Source organism: Enterobacter cloacae complex sp. S3 (assembly GCF_014930495.1).
Classification (GTDB): Bacteria; Pseudomonadota; Gammaproteobacteria; order Enterobacterales; family Enterobacteriaceae; genus Enterobacter; species Enterobacter asburiae_B.
The window spans coordinates 64,206-88,012 of sequence record NZ_JADBRD010000021.1 but is presented as its reverse complement, the minus strand read 5'-3'; the positions used below and the strand labels follow the sequence as shown (position 1 = coordinate 88,012).

The 23,807-nt window shown below is 58.1% G+C and carries 19 protein-coding genes and 1 pseudogene; 17 read left to right on the top strand and 3 right to left on the bottom strand.

The window, feature by feature from the left end:
• Window positions 1-289: 289 nt before the first annotated feature.
• Window positions 290-1,429 carry a tRNA epoxyqueuosine(34) reductase QueG gene (queG, locus tag IM317_RS13910; protein ID WP_033144459.1) on the bottom strand — a complete coding sequence of 380 codons (1,140 nt, stop codon included), beginning with the start codon at window positions 1,427-1,429 and terminating at the stop codon, window positions 290-292.
• On the opposite strand from queG, the gene nnr reads away from it, so the two are divergent.
• The 14 genes from nnr (at window position 1,428) to rlmB (ending at window position 17,208) form a co-directional block, all read left to right on the top strand.
• Window positions 1,428-2,951 (top strand): bifunctional ADP-dependent NAD(P)H-hydrate dehydratase/NAD(P)H-hydrate epimerase, encoded by a 1,524-nt coding sequence (gene nnr / locus IM317_RS13905; protein WP_033144460.1) that lies wholly within the window; start codon window positions 1,428-1,430, stop codon window positions 2,949-2,951. The two genes, queG and nnr, sit on opposite strands and share 2 nt — an antisense overlap.
• The gene (gene tsaE, locus IM317_RS13900) at window positions 2,944-3,405 is read left to right on the top strand and encodes a tRNA (adenosine(37)-N6)-threonylcarbamoyltransferase complex ATPase subunit type 1 TsaE (protein WP_033144461.1); all 462 of its coding nucleotides are present in this window, start codon (window positions 2,944-2,946) and stop codon (window positions 3,403-3,405) included. Before nnr ends, tsaE begins: the two co-directional genes overlap by 8 nt.
• Before the next feature lie 16 nt (window positions 3,406-3,421).
• On the top strand, window positions 3,422-4,762 hold the full coding sequence (gene amiB / locus IM317_RS13895) for an N-acetylmuramoyl-L-alanine amidase AmiB (RefSeq protein ID WP_033144462.1): 1,341 nt from the start codon (window positions 3,422-3,424) through the stop codon (window positions 4,760-4,762).
• A gap of 9 nt (window positions 4,763-4,771) precedes the next feature.
• The gene (mutL, locus tag IM317_RS13890) at window positions 4,772-6,616 is read left to right on the top strand and encodes a DNA mismatch repair endonuclease MutL (RefSeq protein WP_033144463.1); all 1,845 of its coding nucleotides are present in this window, start codon (window positions 4,772-4,774) and stop codon (window positions 6,614-6,616) included.
• On the top strand, window positions 6,609-7,559 hold the full coding sequence (gene miaA / locus IM317_RS13885) for a tRNA (adenosine(37)-N6)-dimethylallyltransferase MiaA (protein ID WP_033144464.1): 951 nt from the start codon (window positions 6,609-6,611) through the stop codon (window positions 7,557-7,559). Before mutL ends, miaA begins: the two co-directional genes overlap by 8 nt.
• 85 nt (window positions 7,560-7,644) lie before the next feature.
• Entirely contained in the window at window positions 7,645-7,956 is a 312-nt protein-coding gene (gene hfq / locus IM317_RS13880; RefSeq protein WP_023334248.1) for an RNA chaperone Hfq, read from the top strand.
• 74 nt (window positions 7,957-8,030) lie between these two features.
• Window positions 8,031-9,311 (top strand): ribosome rescue GTPase HflX, encoded by a 1,281-nt coding sequence (gene hflX / locus IM317_RS13875; protein WP_023310136.1) that lies wholly within the window; start codon window positions 8,031-8,033, stop codon window positions 9,309-9,311.
• 56 nt (window positions 9,312-9,367) lie between these two features.
• Window positions 9,368-10,627, top strand: coding sequence for an FtsH protease activity modulator HflK (hflK, locus tag IM317_RS13870; protein ID WP_024907334.1), 1,260 nt, complete (start codon window positions 9,368-9,370; stop codon window positions 10,625-10,627).
• Between the two features lie 2 nt (window positions 10,628-10,629).
• Window positions 10,630-11,634: a protease modulator HflC gene (gene hflC, locus IM317_RS13865; protein ID WP_023334250.1), complete on the top strand. Its 1,005-nt coding sequence runs from the start codon at window positions 10,630-10,632 to the stop codon at window positions 11,632-11,634.
• A gap of 71 nt (window positions 11,635-11,705) precedes the next feature.
• Complete coding sequence (locus IM317_RS13860; RefSeq protein WP_003855996.1) at window positions 11,706-11,903, top strand: DUF2065 domain-containing protein; 198 nt, start codon at window positions 11,706-11,708, stop codon at window positions 11,901-11,903.
• A gap of 104 nt (window positions 11,904-12,007) precedes the next feature.
• Window positions 12,008-13,306, top strand: a complete 1,299-nt coding sequence (locus tag IM317_RS13855) for an adenylosuccinate synthase (RefSeq protein WP_024907332.1) — start codon at window positions 12,008-12,010, stop codon at window positions 13,304-13,306.
• 192 nt (window positions 13,307-13,498) lie between these two features.
• The gene (nsrR, locus tag IM317_RS13850; protein ID WP_023334253.1) at window positions 13,499-13,924 is read left to right on the top strand and encodes a nitric oxide-sensing transcriptional repressor NsrR; all 426 of its coding nucleotides are present in this window, start codon (window positions 13,499-13,501) and stop codon (window positions 13,922-13,924) included.
• Between the two features lie 38 nt (window positions 13,925-13,962).
• A complete protein-coding gene (gene rnr / locus IM317_RS13845) occupies window positions 13,963-16,407 on the top strand; it encodes a ribonuclease R (RefSeq protein ID WP_033144465.1) in 2,445 nt (814 codons plus the stop codon).
• A 66-nt stretch (window positions 16,408-16,473) separates the two neighbouring features.
• On the top strand, window positions 16,474-17,208 hold the full coding sequence (gene rlmB, locus IM317_RS13840; protein WP_033144466.1) for a 23S rRNA (guanosine(2251)-2'-O)-methyltransferase RlmB: 735 nt from the start codon (window positions 16,474-16,476) through the stop codon (window positions 17,206-17,208).
• Between the two features lie 90 nt (window positions 17,209-17,298).
• On the opposite strand, the gene IM317_RS13835 is transcribed toward rlmB, so the two are convergent.
• Window positions 17,299-18,573, bottom strand: coding sequence for an MFS transporter (locus IM317_RS13835; protein ID WP_033144467.1), 1,275 nt, complete (start codon window positions 18,571-18,573; stop codon window positions 17,299-17,301).
• A gap of 192 nt (window positions 18,574-18,765) precedes the next feature.
• Here IM317_RS13835 and IM317_RS13830 point away from each other — a divergent pair, with 192 nt between their 5' ends.
• Complete coding sequence (locus IM317_RS13830; protein ID WP_033144468.1) at window positions 18,766-20,388, top strand: isovaleryl-CoA dehydrogenase; 1,623 nt, start codon at window positions 18,766-18,768, stop codon at window positions 20,386-20,388.
• Here IM317_RS13830 and IM317_RS13825 read toward each other — a convergent pair.
• Window positions 20,385-20,909 (bottom strand): annotated as a pseudogene (locus IM317_RS13825) (methyl-accepting chemotaxis protein); the annotation flags it as partial. The gene IM317_RS13830 and the pseudogene IM317_RS13825 overlap by 4 nt on opposite strands.
• A 421-nt stretch (window positions 20,910-21,330) precedes the next feature.
• On the opposite strand from IM317_RS13825, the gene IM317_RS13820 reads away from it, so the two are divergent.
• A complete protein-coding gene (locus IM317_RS13820; protein WP_023101691.1) occupies window positions 21,331-22,530 on the top strand; it encodes a site-specific integrase in 1,200 nt (399 codons plus the stop codon).
• The gene (locus IM317_RS13815) at window positions 22,527-23,591 is read left to right on the top strand and encodes a YhcG family protein (RefSeq protein ID WP_023101690.1); all 1,065 of its coding nucleotides are present in this window, start codon (window positions 22,527-22,529) and stop codon (window positions 23,589-23,591) included. The genes IM317_RS13820 and IM317_RS13815 overlap by 4 nt, the downstream gene beginning before the upstream one ends.
• The last annotated feature ends 216 nt before the right edge of the window (window positions 23,592-23,807 follow it).

Genomic DNA, 23,807 nt, shown 5'->3' with positions numbered 1-23,807 from the left:
AGTCTCGTTTCCCGCTCCAAATTCTTCTTAATCTCTAAAATATCCACAGCGAAAAGAGTCGTTGGGGACGTTTTCTATTGTCTCTGAAATACTCTTGTGAACAGAGTTATCCACAGAAACTACACTTAACCGTAACAGGGTTAAAACTTAGCAGGGTGAATAATATCTTTGTAACGCGCTGTATTTAGTAAATAAATTTTCATTTCAAAATGTTATTGAGATCACTTGACCTCTTCTCCAGCCCAGATGGCGCTTGAGTTTGTAATTTTATTCACAGGCTGTGAATAGTTCAGGCATCCCGCGTAAGCCCTTTTTCAATCACCCGCACCAGACGCTGTTTCTTCGGTTGCTGCACCTCGATCGTGCAGGCATTACGCTTCTCTATTTGCTGCGCAATCGCCCATTCTATGTGTTCATCAAGAAGTGGGTGCTCACCTTTACGGCTTTCAAGCGCCTGAATATTGGCTTCATCCCACGGGGCATTACCCAGCGCGACGGCAACATTACGCAGCCAGCGCAGATGACCGATACGGCGAATGGCCGAACCTTCCGTCACTTTCAGGAACCAGGCTTCGGTCCAGGCGAATAACTCAACCAGCAGCGGCGCATGCAGCGCCTTACGCGGGCTGAAATCCTCTTCGTCCGTGAGCTGCGAATAGCGGTTCCACGGGCAGATCAGCTGGCAGTCGTCGCAGCCGTAGATGCGGTTGCCGATAAGTGGTCGAAATTCCTCTGGAATGGCCCCTTCCAGTTCGATAGTGAGATAGGAGATGCAGCGGCGCGCATCAACGGTGTAAGGCTCGACGATGGCACCCGTCGGACAGATGGTCATGCAGGCCACGCAGCGTCCGCAGCCTTCCTCTACCGGGCCGTCTACCGGCAGCGGTAAATCAATCAGCAGTTCACCCAGGAAGAAGAACGATCCGGCGTCGCGGCTAAGGATAAGTGAGTGCTTACCTGTCCAGCCAAGCCCGGCTTTTTCGGCGATCGGGCGCTCAAGAATAGGCGCAGAATCGACAAAGGGTCTAAAATTCAGCGAAACACAGTGCTGCTGAATAGTTTCCCCGAGTTTTTTTAAACGGTTACGCAAGAGCTTATGGTAATCACGTCCCAGGGCGTACCGGCTGACGTAACCCAGAGAGGGATTTTTTAGCGTGCGCGCAAAGGCCGCGTTGGCGGGCAGATAATTCATGCGCACGCTGATGACGCGTAACGTGCCCGGCAAAAGCTCGTGAGGGCGGGCGCGCATCATGCCATGACGCGCCATCCACTCCATTTCGCCGTGGTATTGTTTGTCCAGCCAGGCCTGCAGTTTTGGCTCGCTGGCGGAAAGGTCGGTATCGGTAATGCCCACCTTCTGGAAGCCAAGCTCAGCACCCCACTGTTTTATTTTTTGCGCTAATTCATTGAGATCGAGGGGCTGTGACATGACGGACCATACGGTGAAGAAAAACCCCGCAAGTATACCACATTCCATCTGGCATGCGGATGACCTCCGGCGCGCCGAAAAAGAGGCCGCAGACAGCCTCGGGATTACCCTTTATGAACTGATGCTGCGCGCGGGGGAGGCGGCGTTTAACGTTGCCCGCAGCGCGTACCCTCAGGCCGCCCACTGGATGATTCTGTGCGGTCACGGCAATAACGGCGGCGACGGCTACGTCGTCGCCCGTCTCGCGGTTGCGGCAGGTATCCGCGTGACGTTGCTGGCCCTGGAGAGTGATAAACCGCTGCCGGAAGAGGCCAGCGGGGCGCGGGAGGCGTGGCTTAACGCAGGCGGCGTGATTCATGCGCCTGATATCGTCTGGCCGGAAGAGGTGGATCTGATTGTTGACGGTCTGCTGGGTACCGGGCTACGCAGTGCGCCTCGCGAGAACATTGCCGCCCTTATTGAACACGCTAACAGACATTCCGCGCCGGTAGTTGCCCTGGATATTCCCTCTGGCCTGATTGCACAAACCGGCGCGACGCCGGGGGCGGTCATTCAGGCTGCACATACGGTAACCTTCATTGCCCTCAAGCCGGGGCTACTGACCGGTAAAGCACGAGACGTTGTTGGCGTCCTGCACCACCATGCGCTGGGGCTGGAGAGCTGGCTGTCCGGGCAGGAAACGCACCTCGCGCGTTTTGATGCTTCGCAGCTTGCGGCGTGGCTCCCGCCGCGCCGACCAACGTCCCATAAGGGCGATCACGGCAGGCTGGTGATTATTGGCGGCGATCATGGTACGGCAGGTGCAATTCGCATGACCGGCGAGGCGGCTCTGCGCAGCGGTGCCGGATTAGTGCGAGTACTCACTCGCATTGAGAATATTGCGCCGATCGTTACGGCCCGACCGGAGCTGATGGTCCATGAGCTTACGCCTCAGTCGCTTGAAGAAAGCCTGGAATGGGCGGATGTGGTGGTGATCGGCCCCGGGCTTGGGCAGCAGGCATGGGGCAAACAGGCCCTGCAAAAGGTCGAGAATTTTCGTAAACCGATGCTGTGGGATGCCGACGCGCTTAACCTTCTGGCAATAAACCCCGATAAGCGTCACAATCGCATTCTGACGCCACACCCCGGCGAAGCCGCGCGCCTGCTTAACTGCAGCGTGGCAGAAATTGAAAGCGATCGCTTACTTTCTGCTCAGCGTCTGGTAAAACGTTACGGAGGTGTTGCTGTTTTGAAAGGGGCTGGAACCGTTGTCGCCAGTGACGAGACGCAGGGCATTATTGATGCCGGAAATGCGGGCATGGCAAGCGGTGGCATGGGCGATGTGCTTTCCGGCATCATTGGCGCATTGCTTGGACAGAAACTTCCCCTTTATGATGCAGCCTGCGCGGGCTGCGTGGCCCACGGTGTCGCGGCGGATAAACTGGCCGCGCGTTACGGTACACGCGGCATGCTGGCCACCGATCTTTTTTGCACGCTACGGCGTGTTGTTAACCCGGATGTGATTGACGTAGAAAATGACTAATCGAGCGATTCCTTTACCTGATGAACAAGCCACTTTAGAACTCGGCAAGCGCGTGGCGCAGGCCTGTCAGGGGGCAACCGTCATTTATCTGTATGGTGATTTAGGTGCGGGTAAAACCACCTTCAGCCGGGGTTTTTTGCAGGCGTTAGGGCATAACGGGAATGTGAAAAGCCCAACCTACACGCTGGTTGAACCGTACATCCTTGAAAATCTCATGGTGTACCACTTCGATTTATACCGCCTTGCGGATCCTGAGGAGCTGGAATTTATGGGGATCCGTGATTATTTTGCCAACGATGCCATTTGCCTGGTGGAGTGGCCGCAACAAGGTGCGGGTGTGCTGCCTGACCCGGATGTCGAAATTCACTTAGATTACCAGGCACAAGGGCGTGAGGCGCGCATCAGTGCTGTTTCCTCATCAGGCAGTTCCTTACTGGCGCGACTGGCCGGTTAAGCGTAGGGATGACGGGATGATAAATCGCGTTAAAGGTTGGTTGTTGGCTGCCACCGTGCTGCTGTGCGCGCAGGCCGGGGCGGCAAACCTCTCAGATATTCAGGTATCAAACGGCGAAAGCCAGGCCCGGATCACGTTCAGCTTTATGGGCGACCCTGAATATGCGTTCTCACAGCCAGACAGCCACAGCGTGGCGCTGGATATCAAACAAACAGGCGTGATCCAGGGGCTACCGCTGCGGTTCAGCGGTAACAACCTGGTGAAAAGTATCCGTTCGGGAACGCCGCAGGATAGCCAGTCGTTACGCCTGGTGGTTGATCTGACCGAAAAGGGCAAAACGAAGGCGGTGAAACAGCAAAACGGGGCGAACTATACGGTGGTGTTTACCATCAATGCCGACGCGCCGCCACCGCCTCCACCGCCGCCGGTCGTAGCGAAGCGCGTGGAAGAACCTGTGTATACGCCGCGTCCTTCTGAACCTGCGCGTAATCCGTTTAAATCGCAGAACGATCGCATTACTGCGGCAACCAGCAGCAATACGGTGACGCGTCCGGCGGCCAGCGCGCGACGCGCGACGGTCAGCGGTGACAAAGTCATTATCGCCATTGATGCGGGCCACGGCGGGGAAGACCCGGGGGCGATTGGCCCTGGCGGCACGCGAGAGAAAAACGTCACTATCGCTATCGCGCGGAAACTGCGTTCGCTGCTCAATGACGACCCCATGTTTAAAGGCGTGTTGACCCGCGACGGGGACTACTTTATCTCCGTAATGGGGCGCTCGGACGTGGCGCGTAAGCAAAACGCGAACTTCCTGGTCTCTATTCATGCGGACGCCGCACCGAATCGTAGCGCCACCGGCGCCTCGGTTTGGGTGCTGTCGAACCGTCGCGCTAACAGCGAAATGGCCAACTGGCTGGAAGAGCACGAGAAGCAGTCTGAACTGTTAGGCGGCGCGGGCGACGTGCTGGCGAACAGCCAGTCCGATCCGTACCTCAGCCAGGCGGTGCTGGATTTACAGTTCGGTCATTCGCAGCGCGTCGGGTATGATGTCGCCACTAACGTATTGAACCAGCTGCAAAGCGTTGGCGTGCTGCATAAGCGCCGTCCGGAACATGCCAGCCTCGGCGTTCTGCGCTCCCCGGATATTCCGTCCATCCTTGTAGAGACGGGCTTTATCAGTAACAACGGTGAAGAGCGTCTGTTGGGAAGCGACAGTTACCAGCAGCAAATTGCCGAAGCGATTTATAACGGTTTACGTAAATATTTTGAGGCGCATCCTCTGCAGTCTGCGCCGCAGAGCGGCTCAGCACAGACGGCCAGCGCAGCGCTGCCGGGTGAGATGACCGCGACCAACTAAGGAGCATTCATGCCGATTCAGGTTCTACCGCCGCAGCTCGCGAACCAAATCGCCGCCGGTGAGGTGGTGGAACGCCCTGCGTCGGTGGTGAAGGAGCTGGTGGAAAACAGCCTCGATGCGGGCGCAACCCGCATCGATATTGATATCGAACGCGGTGGCGCGAAGCTTATCCGTATTCGCGACAACGGCTGTGGCATTAAAAAAGAGGAGCTGGCGCTGGCGCTGGCTCGTCACGCCACCAGTAAAATCGCCTCTCTGGACGATCTGGAAGCGATTATTAGCCTCGGTTTTCGCGGCGAAGCGCTGGCCAGTATCAGCTCCGTTTCGCGCTTAACGCTGACCTCCCGTACCGCTGAACAGCAGGAAGCCTGGCAGGCTTACGCCGAAGGGCGCGATATGGATGTGACGGTCAAACCCGCGGCGCACCCTGTCGGCACGACGCTGGAAGTCCTGGATCTGTTCTACAACACCCCCGCCCGACGCAAGTTTATGCGTACCGAGAAGACCGAGTTCGGCCATATCGACGAGATCATTCGCCGTATCGCGCTCGCCCGATTCGATGTCGCCATCAACCTTAGCCATAACGGTAAGGTGATGCGCCAGTACCGCGCGGTGGCGGAAGGTGGACAGAAAGAGCGTCGCCTGGGCGCTATCTGCGGGACGCCGTTTCTGGAACAGGCTCTGGCCATTGAGTGGCAGCACGGCGATCTGGCTTTACGCGGCTGGGTTGCCGATCCAAACGCGAGCAGTGCTGCGTTCTCTGAAATTCAGTATTGCTACGTGAACGGGCGCATGATGCGCGATCGTCTCATCAATCACGCGATTCGCCAGGCCTGCGAAGACAAACTCGGGGCTGATCAGCAGCCAGCTTTCGTCCTTTATCTGGAAATCGACCCCCATCAGGTGGATGTAAACGTTCATCCTGCCAAGCATGAGGTGCGTTTCCACCAGTCGCGTCTGGTTCACGACTTCATTTATCAGGGCGTGGCCGCCGTGTTGCAGCAGCAGGCAGCGCCAACTCTGCCGCTGGAGAAGGACGCCCCTGCGCCGCGTCCGCTGCCTGAAAACCGTGTAGCGGCAGGGCGCAACCATTTTGCTGAGCCTGCCGTCGCGCGTGAACCGGCAGCTCCGCGTTTCTCCCAGGCCGGGAGCGCACCGCGGCCAACGGGCGCGAACTACCCGAATGCCCAGCCGGGCTATCAGAAGCAGCAGGGAGCGTTGTACCGCAAGCTGCTGGAAACGCCCGCCGTGGAGCGAAAAGAGCACATTCCGCCAGCTCAGCCTTCTCTGGACGGCCATAGCCAGAGTTTTGGCCGGGTGCTGACGATTATCGCACCGGATATGGCGCTGCTTGAGCGTGACGGCAAACTGATGCTTCTGGCCCTGCCAGTCGCCGAACGCTGGCTCAAGCAGATGCAGCTTACGCCAGGCGAAAATGCAGCCTGCGCGCAGCCGCTGTTGATTCCGGTTCGCCTGAAAATATCCCCTGATGAAATGAGGGTATTGCAGCGCGCAGAGCCGCAGCTGGCGCAAATGGGTATTGAAACCGTGCTCGAACCACAACATGTGACAATTCGTGCAGTGCCTTTACCCTTACGCCAACAAAATTTACAAAACTTGATTCCTGAACTGATAGGCTACCTGGCGCAGCAAACGTCGTTTGATGCCGCCAACACCGCGCAGTGGATCGCCCGCCATCTGGCAAGCGAACACGCGCCGTGGAGTATGGCGCAGGCCATTAGCGTGCTGGCGGAGGTGGAACGCCTCTGTCCGCATCTGGTGAAAACGCCGCCGGGTGGGTTATTACAACCTGTTGATTTACAAACGGCGATGAACGCCCTGAAACATGATTGACGCAAGTAAGGCGAGCCTGCCTAAGGCAATTTTTTTAATGGGCCCAACGGCCTCCGGCAAAACGGCGCTAGCCATTGAGTTGCGTAAAGTTTTGCCTGTAGAGTTGATTAGCGTCGACTCCGCCCTCATCTACCGGGGGATGGACATCGGCACGGCGAAGCCTGACGCAGAAGAGTTGCGTGCGGCACCGCACCGTTTGCTGGATATTCTCGACCCGGCTCAGGCGTACTCCGCAGCGGATTTCCGCCGGGATGCCTTAGCCGAGATGGCCGAGATAACGGCGGCGGGACGTATACCGCTGTTGGTTGGCGGAACCATGCTCTATTTCAAGGCGTTGCTGGAGGGGTTGTCACCTCTGCCATCCGCGGATCCGGAAATAAGAGCGAAAATTGAGCAGCAGGCGGCAGAGCTGGGTTGGGACGTTTTGCATCAGCAACTGGCGGAGATTGACCCGGTTGCTGCAGCACGGATCCATCCAAATGATCCGCAAAGGCTTTCCCGGGCACTGGAAGTTTTTTTCATTTCGGGTAAAACTTTAACGGAACTGACGCAAACGTCAGGAGACGCTCTGCCGTATCAGGTGCATCAGTTCGCCATCGCCCCGGCGAGCCGTGAACTGCTCCATCAGCGAATTGAGCAGCGTTTTCATCAGATGTTAGCTTCAGATTTTGAAGCAGAAGTGCGGGCGCTATTTGCCCGTGGAGATTTGCATACGGACATGCCTTCCATTCGTTGTGTGGGATACCGCCAGATGTGGTCGTATCTTGAAGGTGAGATTTCATACGATGAAATGGTTTATAGAGGTGTTTGCGCCACGAGACAGTTAGCGAAGCGCCAGATCACCTGGTTGCGCGGTTGGGAGGGGGTTCACTGGTTAGACAGTGAAAAACCGCAACAGGCGTTAAACGAAGTGATTGAGGTTGTTGGTGATATCGCTCACTGAATGTGTACAATTGAGACGTATCGTGCGCAATTTTTCAGAATCGCAAGGTTCTAAGTACAAAACAAGCATATAAGGAAAAGATAGAATGGCTAAGGGGCAATCTTTACAAGATCCGTTCCTGAACGCATTGCGTCGGGAACGTGTTCCAGTTTCTATTTATTTGGTGAATGGTATTAAGCTGCAAGGTCAGATTGAGTCTTTCGATCAGTTTGTGATTCTGTTGAAAAACACGGTCAGTCAGATGGTCTACAAGCACGCTATTTCTACTGTTGTTCCGTCCCGTCCGGTATCTCATCACAGCAATAACGCTGGCGGCGGCACTGGTAGTAACTACCATCATGGCAGCAGCGCGCAGGGTTCTTCAACGCCGGCGCAGGACAGCGACGAGACCGAATAAGGTTTCGCACTGTTATCCACACGGGGAGCCAGGGATCCTGCGTTCCCCGCTGATCTTTTTAGAGAGGTTTACGCTTGTTTGACCGTTATGATGCCGGTGAGCAGGCGGTGCTGGTACACATCTATTTTTCGCAAGACAAAGATATGGAAGACCTCCAGGAGTTTGAATCTCTGGTCTCTTCCGCCGGTGTCGAAGCAATGCAGGTGATTACCGGTAGCCGTAAAGCGCCGCACCCAAAGTATTTTGTTGGTGAAGGTAAAGCAGTCGAAATTGCGGATGCCGTAAAAGCAACCGGCGCGTCAGTCGTGTTGTTTGATCATGCGCTGTCTCCAGCCCAGGAGCGCAACCTGGAAGCCCTTTGCGAATGCCGTGTTATCGATCGCACGGGTTTGATTTTAGATATCTTTGCTCAGCGTGCACGTACCCACGAAGGGAAACTGCAGGTTGAGCTGGCGCAGCTGCGCCATCTGGCAACGCGTCTGGTGCGTGGCTGGACACACCTTGAAAGACAAAAAGGCGGGATTGGTTTGCGCGGCCCGGGTGAAACCCAGCTCGAAACCGACCGTCGTTTGCTGCGTGGCCGAATTACCCAGATCCTTTCACGTCTGGAACGTGTAGAGAAACAGCGCGAACAGGGGCGTCGGGCGCGAACCAAAGCCGATATCCCGACGGTGTCGCTGGTGGGCTATACCAACGCCGGTAAATCCACCCTGTTTAACCAGATAACCGAGGCCCAGGTGTATGCCGCAGACCAGCTGTTTGCGACCCTGGACCCTACGCTGCGCCGTATTGACGTTGCAGACGTCGGTGAAACGGTGCTGGCGGATACCGTAGGGTTTATCCGCCACCTGCCGCATGACCTGGTGGCGGCGTTTAAAGCCACCCTGCAGGAGACGCGACAGGCGACTCTGCTGCTGCACGTGATTGATGCGGCAGACGTGCGCGTGCAGGAGAACATCGACGCGGTGAACGTGGTGCTCGAAGAGATCGATGCCCACGAGATCCCAACGCTGTTGGTCATGAATAAGATCGATATGCTGGACGATTTCGAACCGCGTATCGACAGAGATGAAGAAAACAAACCGATTCGGGTCTGGCTTTCTGCCCAGACCGGTATTGGTGTGCCACTGCTTTTCCAGGCTTTGACAGAACGTCTTTCCGGTGAGGTAGCTCAGCACACGCTGCGACTGCCGCCACAGGAAGGCAGGCTGCGCAGCCGGTTTTATCAGCTTCAGGCGATAGAAAAAGAGTGGATGGAGGATGACGGCAGCGTGGGGATGCAGGTGCGTATGCCGATCGTTGACTGGCGTCGCCTCTGTAAACAAGAACCTGCGCTGGTCGACTATATCGTCTGATCAGAAAGGGGATGCCTGAATAATTCGCCCTTGCATAACAAATATGGAGCATATACATGGCGTGGAATCAGCCCGGTAATAACGGACAAGACCGCGACCCGTGGGGAAGCAGCAAACCTGGCGGCAACTCTGAGGGAAATGGCAACAAAGGTGGTCGCGAGCAGGGGCCGCCGGATCTGGATGATATCTTCCGCAAACTGAGCAAGAAGCTTGGTGGCCTTGGCGGAGGAAAAGGTTCTGGCTCGGGTGGCAATTCCACTCAGAGCTCGCGCCCGCCAATGGGTGGCCGCGTAGTGGGCATCGTGGCCGCTGCGGTAGTCATCATCTGGGCAGCCAGCGGGTTCTACACCATTAAAGAAGCAGAACGCGGCGTAGTCACCCGTTTCGGTAAGTTCAGCCATCTGGTTGAGCCGGGTCTGAACTGGAAGCCGACCTTCATTGACGATGTGACCGCGGTAAACGTGGAATCCGTCCGTGAACTGGCCGCCTCTGGCGTGATGCTGACCTCTGACGAAAACGTGGTGCGCGTTGAGATGAACGTGCAGTACCGCGTGACCGATCCTGAGCGTTATCTGTTTAGCGTGACCAGCGCCGATGACAGCCTGCGTCAGGCGACCGACAGCGCCCTGCGCGGTGTGATCGGTAAATACACCATGGACCGTATTCTGACCGAAGGTCGTACCGTTATTCGTAGCGATACCCAGCGCGAGCTGGAAGAGACCATTCGTCCGTACAACATGGGTATTACTCTGCTGGACGTCAACTTCCAGGCTGCGCGTCCGCCGGAAGAGGTGAAAGCCGCATTTGACGATGCGATTGCTGCTCGTGAAAACGAACAGCAGTACATCCGTGAAGCAGAAGCGTACACCAACGAAGTTCAGCCACGCGCTAACGGTCAGGCGCAGCGTATTCTGGAAGAAGCGCGCGCGTATAAGACGCAGACCATCCTGGAAGCTCAGGGTGAAGTGGCTCGCTTTGCGAAGATCCTGCCGGAATATAAAGCGGCACCGGAAATTACCCGTGAGCGTCTCTATATCGAGACCATGGAAAAAGTGCTGAGCCATACCCGCAAAGTGTTGGTTAACGACAACAAAGGCGGAAACCTGATGGTTCTGCCGCTGGATCAGATGCTGAAAGGCAGTTCTGCGCCAGCAGCGAAAGGCGACACCAGCGGAGCGAATAACCTGCTGCGTCTGCCGCCAGCCTCAACAGGCAGCGCCAGCACGAACACAACGCCTTCTTCGAACGATGGTGACATTATGGACCAACGCCGTGCTAACGCGCAGCGTAACGACTACCAGCGTCAGGGGGAATAAGGATGCGTAAGTCAGTTATTGCGATCATCGTCATCGTACTGGTCGCGCTTTATACCTCGATCTTTGTGGTGAAAGAAGGCGAGCGTGGGATCAAGTTCCAGTTCAGCAGCGTCGTGCGTGATGGCGACAAACGCCCGGTGATTTACGAGCCGGGTCTGCACTTCAAGGTACCGTTTATTCAGTCCGTGAAAACGCTTGATGCGCGTATCCAGACCATGGATAACCAGGCCGACCGTTTCGTGACCAAAGAGAAGAAAGACCTGATCGTTGATTCCTATATCAAATGGCGCATCAGCGATTTCAGCCGTTACTTCCTGGCAACGGGCGGCGGCGACGTTTCTCAGGCAGAAGTGCTGCTGAAACGTAAGTTCTCTGACCGTCTGCGTTCCGAGATTGGTCGTCTGGATGTGAAAGACATCGTGACCGACTCCCGTGGTCGTCTGACCCTGGAAGTTCGCGATGCGCTGAACTCCGGTACAGCGGGCACTGAAGATGAAGTTTCAACGCCGGCAGCAGATGATGCGATTGCCAAAGCGGCTGAACGCGTTCAGGCGGAGACCAACGGTAAAGTGCCGGTGATCAACCCGAACAGTATGGCTGCGCTGGGTATCGAAGTGGTTGACGTGCGTATTAAGCAGATCAACCTGCCAGTTGAAGTGTCCGAGGCGATTTACAACCGTATGCGCGCCGAGCGTGAAGCGGTAGCCCGTCGTCACCGTTCACAGGGCCAGGAAGAGGCTGAGAAGCTGCGTGCTGCAGCGGACTACGAAGTCACCAAGACGCTGGCGGAATCTGAGCGTCAGGGCCGTATCCTGCGCGGTGAAGGCGATGCCGAAGCGGCGAAGCTGTTCGCCGATGCCTTCAGCCAGGATCCTGACTTCTACGCCTTTATCCGTAGCCTGCGCGCTTACGAGAATAGCTTCCAGAGCAACCAGGATGTGATGGTGCTCAGCCCGGACAGCGATTTCTTCCGTTATATGAAGACGCCGACTAACGCAACGCGATAAACTCAGGCTCGTTTGAGTATTCAAACCACCGCTCTCAACGGAGCGGTGGTTTTCTTTTATAAGGAATAAAAATGAATTCAACGATCTGGCTCGCACTGGCTCTGGTCCTGGTGCTGGAAGGTCTTGGACCGATGCTTTATCCGCGCGCCTGGCGCCGAATGATCGCCACGATGAGCCAGCTGCCGGATAATATTTTGCGTCGTTTTGGCGGCGGTCTTGTGGTTGCGGGCATCGTGATCTACTACATGTTGAGGAAAACGATTGGCTGATCAAAAAGTAGACGCAATCGGCGTATTTTGAGGTCAAAAAGTGCTGTATATCTGAAAAAGCGATGGTAGAATCCATTTTTAAGCAAACGGTGATTTTGAAAAAAATGGGTAACAACGTCGTCGTACTGGGCACCCAATGGGGTGACGAAGGTAAAGGGAAGATTGTTGATCTTCTGACTGAACGGGCTAAATATGTTGTACGCTACCAGGGCGGTCACAACGCAGGCCATACTCTCGTAATCAACGGTGAAAAAACCGTCCTCCATCTTATTCCATCAGGCATTCTTCGTGATAACGTCACCAGCATCATCGGTAACGGCGTTGTGCTGTCTCCTGCTGCGCTGATGAAAGAGATGAAAGGTCTGGAAGACCGTGGTATCCCTGTTCGTGAGCGTCTGCTGCTCTCCGAAGCCTGCCCGTTGATCCTGGATTATCACGTGGCGCTGGACGTAGCGCGTGAGAAAGCGCGCGGCGCGAAAGCGATCGGCACCACCGGTCGTGGTATCGGTCCGGCTTACGAAGATAAAGTTGCACGTCGCGGTCTGCGCGTGGGCGACCTCTTCGACAAAGCAACCTTCGCTGAAAAACTGAAAGAAGTGATGGAATATCACAACTTCCAGCTGGTGAACTTCTACAAAGCTGACGCTGTTGACTACCAGAAAGTGCTGGATGACGTCATGGCGATCGCTGACATTCTGACCGGTATGGTTGTTGACGTATCCGATCTGCTGGACCAGGCGCGCAAGCGTGGCGATTTCGTCATGTTCGAAGGTGCGCAGGGTACGCTGCTGGACATCGACCACGGTACCTATCCGTACGTAACGTCCTCTAACACCACTGCAGGTGGCGTGGCGACCGGCTCTGGCCTGGGTCCACGTTATGTGGATTACGTACTGGGCATCATCAAAGCGTACTCCACTCGCGTGGGTGCGGGTCCATTCCCGACCGAGCTGTTTGATGAAACCGGCGAGTTCCTCTGCAAGCAGGGTAACGAGTTTGGCGCGACCACCGGTCGTCGTCGTCGTACCGGCTGGCTGGATGCGGTTGCAGTGCGTCGCGCAGTGCAGATCAACTCCCTGTCTGGCTTCTGCCTGACCAAGCTGGACGTACTGGACGGCCTGAAAGAAGTGAAGATCTGCGTAGGCTACCGTATGCCAGATGGCCGCGAAGTGACCACTACTCCGCTGGCTGCTGACGACTGGGAAGGCATTGAGCCAATCTACGAAACCATGCCGGGCTGGTCTGAGACCACTTTCGGTGTGAAAGAGCGTAGTGGCCTGCCGCAGGCGGCGCTGGATTACATCAAGCGTATTGAAGAACTGACCGAAGTGCCGATCGATATTATTTCTACCGGCCCGGATCGTACTGAAACGATGATCCTGCGCGACCCGTTCGACGCATAATCTTCGTGACTGCTGGCCTGCGGGGAGACCCGTAGGCCGGATAAGCGTAGCGCCATCCGGCGACCGCTCCTGGATCTCCGCTTTTTCGCCCCGTCTGTCAAATAAATTAGCCGCTAACTATCTGGCTGGTTTATCATCATTAATGAATATCTCTGCGGTTTGACCGCGTTTTCCCTTTTTCCTGAGGTTGATGTGCAGTTAACAAGTTTCACCGATTACGGCTTACGTGCGCTGATTTACATGGCGTCGTTACCCGAGGGGAAGATGACCAGTATCTCTGAAGTGACAGAGGTCTACGGCGTATCCCGTAATCATATGGTCAAAATAATCAATCAACTTAGTCGTGCCGGATACGTTGCTGCCGTCCGCGGGAAGAATGGTGGGATCCGTCTCGGTAAACCGGCACAGAGTATTCGTGTTGGCGATGTGGTACGTGAACTGGAGCCGCTGTCTCTGGTGAACTGCAGCAGCGAGTTCTGCCACATCACGCCCGCTTGCCGCCTGAAAAAGGCGCTTTCAAAGGCCGTGCAAAGTTTTCTCATGGAACTGGATAACTACACGCTGGCCGATTTGGTTGAAGAGAATCAACCGCTTTATAAATTATTGCTGGTGGAATGAAGAAAATTTCCACCGGAGCTGACAACGGAGGAACCGACATGTCACATGATCCTTTCCAGGAACGCGAAGCCGAAAAATACGCGAATCCTATTCCCAGCCGCGAGTTCATCATTGAACACTTAACAAAACGCGAAAAACCCGCCAATCGTGAAGAACTTGCCGTTGAATTAAACATTGAAGGTGAAGAGCAAATTGAAGCCCTTCGCCGCCGCCTGCGCGCGATGGAGCGTGACGGGCAGCTGGTCTTTACCCGCCGCCAGTGCTACGCGCTGCCAGAACGCCTCGATCTGCTGAAAGGGACCGTCATTGGTCACCGCGATGGTTTCGGCTTCCTGCGCGTGGAAGGCCGTAAAGACGATCTGTACCTCTCATCTGAGCAGATGAAGATGTGCATCCACGGCGACCAGATCCTGGCGCAGCCGCTGGGCGCTGACCGTAAAGGTCGCCGCGAAGCGCGCGTGGTACGCGTTCTGGTGCCAAAAACCAGCCAGATCGTCGGCCGCTACTTTACCGACGCGGGCGTGGGCTTCGTGGTGCCGGACGACAGCCGTCTGAGCTTCGACATTCTGATCCCACCTGAAGAGGTGATGGGCGCCCGCATGGGCTTTGTGGTGGTGGTGGAACTCACCCAGCGCCCAACCCGTCGCACCAAAGCGGTAGGTAAAATCGTCGAAGTGCTTGGCGATAATATGGGCACCACGATGGCCGTTGATATGGCATTGCGCACCCATGAAATTCCGTACATCTGGCCGAAAGCGGTTGAAGAGCAGATCGAAAGCCTGCGCGAAGAAGTGCCGGAAGAGTCCAAAGTGGGCCGCGTGGATCTGCGCTCCCTGCCGCTGGTCACTATCGACGGCGAAGACGCCCGCGACTTTGATGACGCCGTCTACTGCGAGAAAAAACGCGGTGGTGGCTGGCGCCTGTGGGTCGCTATCGCTGACGTAAGCTATTACGTCCGTCCGCACACCCCGCTGGATAACGAAGCCCGCAGCCGCGGTACCTCGGTCTACTTCCCGTCCCAGGTCGTGCCGATGCTGCCGGAAGTGCTGTCTAACGGCCTGTGCTCCCTGAACCCGCAGGTTGACCGCCTCTGTATGGTTTGCGAGATGACCATCTCCACCAAAGGGCGCTTAACCGGCTACAAGTTCTACGAAGCGGTGATGAGCTCGCACGCGCGTCTGACCTATACCAAGGTCTGGCATATGCTGCAGGGCGACCAGGATCTGCGCGAACAGTACGCGCCGCTGGTTAAACACATCGAAGAGCTGCATAACCTCTACAAAACGCTGGATCAGGCGCGCGAAGAGCGCGGCGGGATCTCGTTTGAGAGTGAAGAGGCGAAATTCATTTTCAACGCCGAACGCCGCATTGAGCGTATCGAGCAGACCCAGCGTAACGACGCGCACAAGCTGATCGAAGAGTGTATGATCCTGGCGAACATCTCGGCGGCACGTTTCGTCGAGAAAGCCAAAGAGCCTGCGCTGTTCCGTATTCACGATAAGCCGACCACGGAAGCCATTACGTCGTTCCGCTCCGTGCTGGCTGAACTGGGTCTGGAACTGCCCGGGGGCAACAAGCCAGAGCCGCGCGATTACGCCGAGCTGCTGGAATCCATTAGCGATCGTCCGGATGCAGAAATGCTGCAGACGATGCTGTTACGCTCTATGAAGCAGGCGATTTACGATCCGGAAAACCGCGGACACTTTGGCCTGGCGCTGCAGTCTTACGCCCACTTTACGTCGCCGATCCGTCGTTATCCTGACCTCTCTCTGCACCGTGCGATCAAGTATCTGCTGGCGCAGGAGCAGGGCCATAAAGGGAACACCACCGAAACCGGTGGCTACCACTATTCGATGGAAGAGATGCTGCAGCTGGGTCAGCACTGCTCCATGGCCGAACGTCGTGCCGATGAAGCAACACGCGACGTGGCGGACTGGCTGAAGTGTGACTTTATGCTCGATCAGGTCGGTAACGTCTTTAAAGGCGTGATTGCCAGCGTGACCGGCTTTGGTTTCTTCGTTCGTCTGGACGAGCTGTTCATCGACGGTCTGGTGCACGTATCCAGCCTGGATAACGACTACTACCGCTTCGACCAGGTCGGCCAGCGCCTGATTGGCGAATCTGGCGGCCAGACCTACCGTCTGGGCGACCGTGTGGAAGTGAAGGTCGAAGCCGTGAATATGGACGACCGTAAGATCGACTTCAGCCTGATCTCCAGCGAGCGCGCGCCGCGTAACGTCGGTAAAACCGAGCGTGAAAGGGCGAAAAAAACCGGTAACGGTAAACCGGGCGGCGGTAAACGTCGTCAGGCGGGCAAGAAGGTAAACTTCGAGCCGGACAGCGCGTTCCGCGGCGAGAAGAAACAGAAGCCGAAGGCGGCGAAGAAAGAAGCCCGTTCAGCGAAAAAACCTTCCGCGAAAACGCAGAAAATCGCTGCCGCCACCAAAGCGAAGCGCGCGGCCAAGAAAAAGCAGGCGGAGTAAATTCTCCCCTCAACCTGACCCTCTCCCCAGCGGGGGGAGGGGAAATACTTATTACGAGAACCATCAATGAGTGAAATGATTTACGGCATCCACGCGGTGCAGGCCCTTCTCGAGCGCGCACCGGAGCGTTTTCAGGAAGTGTTTATTCTGAAAGGGCGTGAAGATAAGCGTCTGATGCCGCTGATCCACGCCCTGGAAGCGCAGGGCGTGGTGATCCAGCTGGCGAATCGCCAGTTCCTGGATGAGAAAAGCGAAGGCGCGGTCCACCAGGGGATCATTGCCCGCGTGAAGCCGGGTCGTCAGTATCAGGAAAACGATCTGCCGGATCTGATTGCTGAGCTGGATAACCCGTTCTTCCTGATCCTCGACGGCGTTACCGATCCGCACAACCTCGGGGCGTGCCTGCGCAGCGCCGATGCGGCGGGCGTGCACGCGGTGATCGTGCCGAAAGATCGCTCCGCGCAGCTGAACGCGACGGCGAAGAAGGTGGCCTGCGGCGCGGCGGAAAACGTTCCGCTGATCCGCGTGACTAACCTGGCGCGCACTATGCGTCTGCTGCAGGAAGAGAATATCTGGATCGTCGGTACCGCCGGTGAAGCGGATCATACTCTGTACCAGAGCAAAATGACCGGCCGTCTGGCGCTGGTGATGGGTGCGGAAGGCGAAGGCATGCGTCGTCTCACCCGCGAGCACTGCGACGAGCTGATCGGCATCCCGATGGCGGGCAGCGTGTCGTCCCTGAACGTTTCCGTTGCGACGGGCATCTGCCTGTTTGAAGCGGTGCGTCAGCGCGGAGAATAAACAGCAAGGCCGTCCACAGGACGGCCTTTTGTGTTTTCTCCCTCTCCCCGTTGGAGAGGGGCGGGGTGAGGGCACCTGACGGTGACAACCTCACTCCTCCAGTGACCGCAAATGGTCGTCCTTCCTCAGCGTCATCAGCGCGAAAATACTCACTACCGCCGTCGCCATCACGTAATACGCCGGAATATCCAGGTTGCCCGTCTGCTTAATCAGCCCGGTAATAATTAACCCTGCGCATCCCGAGAAAATCGCGTTCGACAACGAGTAGGCCAGCCCCAGCCCCGTATAGCGCACGCGCGTCGGGAACATCTCAGACAGCATCGCCGGGCCCGGACCCGCCAGCATGCCCACCAGACCGCCCGCAATCAGCACCACAACAGCCTTCACCGCCAGCGTACTCGACTCCGCCTGCAGGATTTTCAGCAGCGGCAGGGCGAGGATCAGCAGCAGCGCGGTGGCGAGAATCATCACCGTGCGGCGCCCTATCCGGTCACTCAGGATCCCCGACGGAATGATGGTCAGCGCAAAACCAATATTTGAAATCACCGCTATCAACAGCGCCTGGTTGAACCCGGTGTGCAGCGCCGACTGCAGATAGGTCGGCATAATCACCAGGTAGGTATACCCCGCCGCAGACCAGACCATGACGCGCCCAATTCCCATCACGATGGCCCGGAGCGTGGCGGCAGTATCCGCCTGAGCGACAGCCGGTTTATCCTGCTGCTGCACAAAGCTCGGTGTCTCTTCCATACTGACGCGAAGCCACAGCGCCACAACGCCCATGGGCAGCGCCAGGAAGAACGGAATGCGCCAGCCCCAGTCGTGCAGGGCTTCAGGCGTGAGAAGGGTGGAGAGCAGCGCCACGATGCCTGCGCCCGCCAGCAGCCCCAGCGCCACGGTAAAGGACTGCCACGCGCCATAGAGCCCACGCTTGCCGCGCGGGGCGAACTCCGTCATCAGCGAGACCGCGCCGCCGTACTCGCCGCCCGCGAACAGCCCCTGCAGGATGCGCAGCAGCGTAATAATCAGCGGCGCGGCAATCCCGATGCTGGCGTAGACCGGCACAACGCCGATGGCGGCGGTAGCGAGCGTCATCAGCACCAGCACGATGATGAGCGTCGGCTTACGGCCAATCCGGTCGCCGATGCGGCCAAACACCACCGCACCCAGCGGGCGGAAGAAGAAGGCGATGGCAAACGAGGCGTAGGTGAGGATCAGGCTGGTCAGCCCCGCCTCTCCTTCAAGCTGGAAGAAGTTTTTCGCAATGACGGTCGCCAGAAAACCGTAGACCGCAAACTCATACCACTCGATAAAGTTACCAATGGAGCCTGCAATTAATGCTCGCTTGTGCGCGTCCGGTTGCATAACGATCCTCACTTAAGGTGTAAGAATAAATTATTCAACAAAAGCGGAGTCATGAAATAGTTTATTCTTATGTTCTGTGAGCTATTTCACGAATGATATCAGCGGGATCGTGAACGTGTGACTCCCCTCCCATGCAGCGTGCGCGCGGTCTGTCCATACTTATCGTCATTGCCACTGAAGGAGGGAGACAGCATGCACTGGCAGACCCATACCGTTTTCAATCAACCTGCACCGCTTTCCAATAGCAACCTTTTCCTCTCGGACTGCGCCCTGCGCGATGCGGTCGCGCGTGAAGGGGCCGAGTGGGATATTGAGCTGCTCGCCAGCATCGGGCAGCAGTTGGGCACCGCGGAGTCGCTGGAGCTGGGCAGGCTGGCTAACGTCAACCCGCCCGAGCTGTTACGCTATGACGCCACCGGAGAGCGGCTGGACGACGTGCGTTTTCATCCGGCATGGCACTTGCTGATGCAGGGGCTTTGCGCCAACCGCGTGCATAACCTGGCGTGGGAAGAGGAGGCGCGTAAAGGGTCGTTTGTCGCTCGGGCCGCACGCTTTGTGCTTCATGCTCAGGTAGAGGCAGGCACGCTTTGCCCGGTCACTATGACGTTTGCCGCCACGCCGCTGTTGCAGCAGGCGCTCCCCAAAGCATTTCACGACTGGCTGACGCCGCTGCTCAGCGATCGCTATGATCCGCACCTTGCCCCTGGCGCGCAAAAGCGCGGCCTGCTGATTGGCATGGGGATGACGGAAAAGCAGGGCGGCTCGGACGTGCTCAGCAACACCACCAAAGCGGAAAAATGCAGCGACGGCAGCTACAGGCTGGTGGGGCATAAATGGTTTTTCTCCGTCCCGCAAAGCGATGCGCACCTGGTGCTGGCCCAGGCGAAGGGCGGGCTATCCTGCTTTTTTGTGCCGCGCTTTTTGCCTGACGGACAGCGCAACGCCGTGCGTCTGGAGCGCCTTAAGGACAAGCTCGGGAACCGCTCCAACGCCAGCAGCGAGGCGGAGTTTCTCGATGCCTCCGGCTGGCTGTTGGGGGAAGAGGGCGAAGGGGTACGGCAGATCCTCAAAATGGGCGGTCTGACGCGCTTTGACTGCGCGCTGGGCAGCCACGGACTGATGCGTCGGGCGCTCTCGGTGGCGCTGTACCATGCCCACCAGCGTCAGACCTTCGGCAAAAACCTCATCGATCAGCCTTTAATGCGCGAGGTATTAAGCCGGATGGCGCTGGTGCTGGAGGGGCAAACGGCGCTGCTGTTCCGCCTGGCCCGGGCGTGGGACAAGCGTGCCGATCCGCAAGAGGCCGCCTGGGCGCGGCTGTTTACCCCGGCGGCGAAATTTAGCGTCTGTAAAGCGGGCATCCCGTTTGTCGCTGAGGCGATGGAGGTGCTGGGTGGGAATGGATATTGCGAAGAGAGCGAACTTCCCCGCCTGTACCGCGAGATGCCGGTGAACAGCATCTGGGAAGGGTCAGGAAATATTATGTGCCTGGACGTTCTGCGCGTGCTGGCGAAGCAGCCGGGTATTCACGACCTGCTTGCCGACGAGTTTGCGCAGGTGAAAGGGCAGGACAGACACTTCGACCGCAGCTGGCGACAGCTTCAGCAAAAACTGCGTAAACCGCAGGAGGCACAGGGGCGGGAGATCGCGCAGCAGCTTTTCTTGCTGGGTGCCGGAAGCCAGATGCTGCGGCACGCATCGCCCCCGGTGGCGCAGGCGTGGTGCCGTATGATGCTGGATACCCGTGGCGGCACGCTGATGAGCGAGCAGGTGCAAAGCGACCTGCTGCTGCGTGCGACGGGCAGAGTTGGTTAGCCTTTTAGCTGGAACAGGCTCACCAGCTGAGTCAGGTGTGAACCCTTCTCGCGCAGCGTTTGAGCCGTTTGTTCGCTGCGTGAGATGCGATCGGCATTGATATGCGACGCTTCGCCAATATGGGTCATGGCGAGGTTCACCTGGCCGATCCCGGCGGACTGCTCGCGTGAGGCATGGTTAATCTCGGTGACCAGCTGGCTGATGTTATCGATATGAATGATGATGTCGTCCATCGCCAGGCGCGTCCGTTCAGACAGCGCATGACCCTCACTCACTTTTCTGAGCGTATCGCCAATCAGCTGCTCAATCTCCTTCACCGCGTTAGCGCTGCGACCCGCCAGCGCGCGAACTTCCTGCGCGACTACCGCAAACCCTTTTCCGTGCTCGCCTGCGCGGGCCGCTTCCACTGCCGCGTTCAGCGCCAGAATATTGGTCTGGAAAGCGATGGATTCGATCACGCGCGTGATGTCTTCGATGCGTTTTGACGCTTCGCGAATGTCGTCCATGGTCGACACCGCGTGGGTGACCGTCTCACCGCCCTGATGGACCGCGAGCGAGGTTTCACCCACCAGCTGCTGCGTTTGCTCCATGTTGGCGGCATTTTGCTGCACGGTGGCGGCCAGCTGCTCCATGCTGGCGGACGTCTCCTCCACGCTGCTGGCCTGCTTGTTGATCTGCTCTGAAATCTCGCCAGTGTCGGCGGCCAGCGCGTTGGTGCCCAAATGGATCTCGCCTGCAGCCTCACGGACCTGCAGGACAATTTTTTGTTTGACGATGACTCCAGCCCGGTACTTCGCTGGACTACGCCGAAGCTCGATACAGCAGGTTTATCAATAACTTAGGCGCGTCCATCATATGCCGGTGCTTTCTGAAACTTGACCCGGTTTCCCCTCGCGCCGCTCCTATGTGGCTCTTGGAACCGGGTCGTTCCAAGGAGTCATCATGGCAAAGATCAAGCTCACCAAGACCGCCGTAGAGGCGGCGCAACCCCAGGCCAAGGACGTCGAACTGCGGGATACCGTAGTGCCCGGCTTCCTGTGCAAGATTACCCCAGCGGGCCGCAAGGTGTTCATGCTCCAGTACCGCACGAACGCCGGTCAGCCCCGCAAGCCCTCGCTGGGGCTGTACGGGGAACTGACCGTGGAGCAGGCGCGCGTCATGGCGCAGGACTGGCTGGCCGAGGTTCGCCGGGGTGGCGACCCCGGCGGCGCCAAGGCCGAGGCGCGCAAGGCGCCCACGATGGAGGCGCTGTGCAAAAAGTTCATGGAGGACTACTCCAAGAAGCGCAACAAGCCCACCACGCAGCGCGGCTACCAGGCCGTCATTGACCGCTGCATCGTTCCGGTGCTGGGGCGCAAGAAAGTGCAGGACGTGAAGCGGCCCGACATTGCCGCGTTGATGGAAAAGTTCGCCTACAAGCCGGCCGAGGCGAACAACGCCTTTGGCGTGCTGCGCAAGATGTTCAACCTGGCCGAAGTGTGGGGCTACCGCCCGGACGGCACGAACCCGTGCCGCCACGTTCCGATGTTCCCGCCCGGCGAGGAAACCCGGCTCATCGTTGACGACGAGCTGGCGCTGATCTTTCGCCAACTGGAGAAGCTGGAGGCCGAAGGGCTGGAGAACTACGTCATCCCGCTGGCGATCCGCCTGCAATTCGAGTTCGCTGGCCGCCGTTCTGAAATCTGCACGCTCGAATGGAGCTGGATCGACCTGGAAAATCGCCGCGTCGTGTGGCCCGACAGCAAGACCGGCGGCCTTTCCAAGCCCATGAGCGCGGAAGCCCATCGGCTGCTTTCGACGGCCCCGCGCCGGGAGGGTTGCCCGTATGTCCTGCCGTCTCCCAACGACCCGGCCCGGCACCTGACCTTCGGCGAGCACTATGGCGGCTGGTGCCGGGTACTCAAGGCCGCTGGCGTCCCGCATGTCGGCACGCACGGCATCCGCCACCGCTCCACGACCGACATTGCCAATTCGGGCGTACCGACCAAGGTAGGCATGAAGCTGACGGGCCACAAGACCGTGGCGATGTTCATGCACTACGTCCACACCGAGGACAAGCCGGTGCGCGATGCGGCCGAGCTGGTGGCCAGCCGACGCCAGGCCATCACTGGCGCACGGCAGGCCGAAGGAGTGGCGGCATGAACCAGCGCAAGGCATCCGTAGCGTCACCCGCAGCGCCTTCGGCGCTGCTGGGCGACATTCGGGCACTGATCGAGGCGGCGCGGCAACGCGCCGCCTCGGCGGTGAATAGCGAGTTGACGATGCTCTATTGGCGCATCGGCCAGCGCATCCACACGCAGGTCTTGGAGGGCCGGCGAGCCGACTACGGCGAGGAAGTGGTGTTGACCCTGGCGGCGCAGTTGGTCAAGGAGTACGGCGGCAGTTTCGCGGTCAAGAACCTGCGCCGCATGGTGCAGTTCGCCGCCGCCTACCCGGACGAGCGAATTGTCGTATCACTGATACGACAATTGAGCTGGACGCATTTCATCGCCCTGATCCCGCTGAAAGACCCGCTCCAGCGGGACTACTACGCGCAGATGGCGAGCGCCGAACGCTGGAGCGTGCGAACGCTGCGCGAGCGCATCGACTCGATGCTGTACGAGCGCACGGCGCTGTCGCAGAAGCCAGGGGAGATGATCGCGCAGGAGCTGGCGACGATGCGCGATGCGCAGCGCATGTCGCCCGCGCTGGTCATGCGCGACCCGTACATTCTCGACTTCCTGGGGCTGCGTGACACTTGGCAGGAAAGCGACCTCGAAGCCGCGATCATTCGTGAAATGGAGTCATTCCTGCTGGAGCTGGGCGCAGGTTTCAGCTTCGTGGCCCGGCAGAAGCGCATCCCGATTGACGACGAGGATTTCCACCTCGACCTGCTTTTCTACAACCGCAAGCTGCGGCGGCTGGTGGCGGTGGAGTTGAAGGTCGGCGAGTTCAAGGCGGCCTACAAGGGCCAGATGGAGCTTTACCTTCGCTGGCTCGACAAGCACGAACGGGAGCCGGAGGAAGCCTCGCCGCTGGGCATCATCCTTTGCACCGGCAAGAAGCGCGAGCAGATCGAGTTGCTGGAGCTGGACAAGTCGGGCATCCACGTCGCCGAGTACCTGACCGCCTTGCCGCCAAGGGGTGTGCTGGTGGAGCGGTTGCAACAGGCAACGCAGCGGGCACAGTTGCAGATCGAGCAGCGCAAGACCGATAGCGGGTAGTCCTGTTCCCAGCAGTCGGGCGTCCCGGCGTTCCGCCGTCGCGCTGTCGTGCTGCGCATCGAGCCTCGCTGCGCGAGTCTCGCCCCATGCGGGCTTCCATCACTGACGCCTCCGGCCCTGGCGGGCCTGCGCGCTCCGCTTGCCCCAACAGCCGAGGGTGTGCAGTGGGCGGGGTGTAGGCGGTCTTGCTGTTCCCTTCACCGTATCACGGCGTTC

Coding starts and splice junctions, on each gene's coding strand:
- queG (WP_033144459.1), bottom strand. CDS start 1,429: ATGTCACAGCCCCTCGATCTCAATGAATTAGCGCAAAAAATAAAACAG.
- miaA (WP_033144464.1), top strand. CDS start 6,609: ATGATTGACGCAAGTAAGGCGAGCCTGCCTAAGGCAATTTTTTTAATG.
- tsaE (WP_033144461.1), top strand. CDS start 2,944: ATGACTAATCGAGCGATTCCTTTACCTGATGAACAAGCCACTTTAGAA.
- hflK (WP_024907334.1), top strand. CDS start 9,368: ATGGCGTGGAATCAGCCCGGTAATAACGGACAAGACCGCGACCCGTGG.
- IM317_RS13835 (WP_033144467.1), bottom strand. CDS start 18,573: ATGCAACCGGACGCGCACAAGCGAGCATTAATTGCAGGCTCCATTGGT.
- IM317_RS13855 (WP_024907332.1), top strand. CDS start 12,008: ATGGGTAACAACGTCGTCGTACTGGGCACCCAATGGGGTGACGAAGGT.
- amiB (WP_033144462.1), top strand. CDS start 3,422: ATGATAAATCGCGTTAAAGGTTGGTTGTTGGCTGCCACCGTGCTGCTG.
- nnr (WP_033144460.1), top strand. CDS start 1,428: ATGACGGACCATACGGTGAAGAAAAACCCCGCAAGTATACCACATTCC.
- IM317_RS13815 (WP_023101690.1), top strand. CDS start 22,527: ATGAACCAGCGCAAGGCATCCGTAGCGTCACCCGCAGCGCCTTCGGCG.
- hfq (WP_023334248.1), top strand. CDS start 7,645: ATGGCTAAGGGGCAATCTTTACAAGATCCGTTCCTGAACGCATTGCGT.
- IM317_RS13820 (WP_023101691.1), top strand. CDS start 21,331: ATGGCAAAGATCAAGCTCACCAAGACCGCCGTAGAGGCGGCGCAACCC.
- IM317_RS13860 (WP_003855996.1), top strand. CDS start 11,706: ATGAATTCAACGATCTGGCTCGCACTGGCTCTGGTCCTGGTGCTGGAA.
- rnr (WP_033144465.1), top strand. CDS start 13,963: ATGTCACATGATCCTTTCCAGGAACGCGAAGCCGAAAAATACGCGAAT.
- hflC (WP_023334250.1), top strand. CDS start 10,630: ATGCGTAAGTCAGTTATTGCGATCATCGTCATCGTACTGGTCGCGCTT.
- mutL (WP_033144463.1), top strand. CDS start 4,772: ATGCCGATTCAGGTTCTACCGCCGCAGCTCGCGAACCAAATCGCCGCC.
- rlmB (WP_033144466.1), top strand. CDS start 16,474: ATGAGTGAAATGATTTACGGCATCCACGCGGTGCAGGCCCTTCTCGAG.
- IM317_RS13830 (WP_033144468.1), top strand. CDS start 18,766: ATGCACTGGCAGACCCATACCGTTTTCAATCAACCTGCACCGCTTTCC.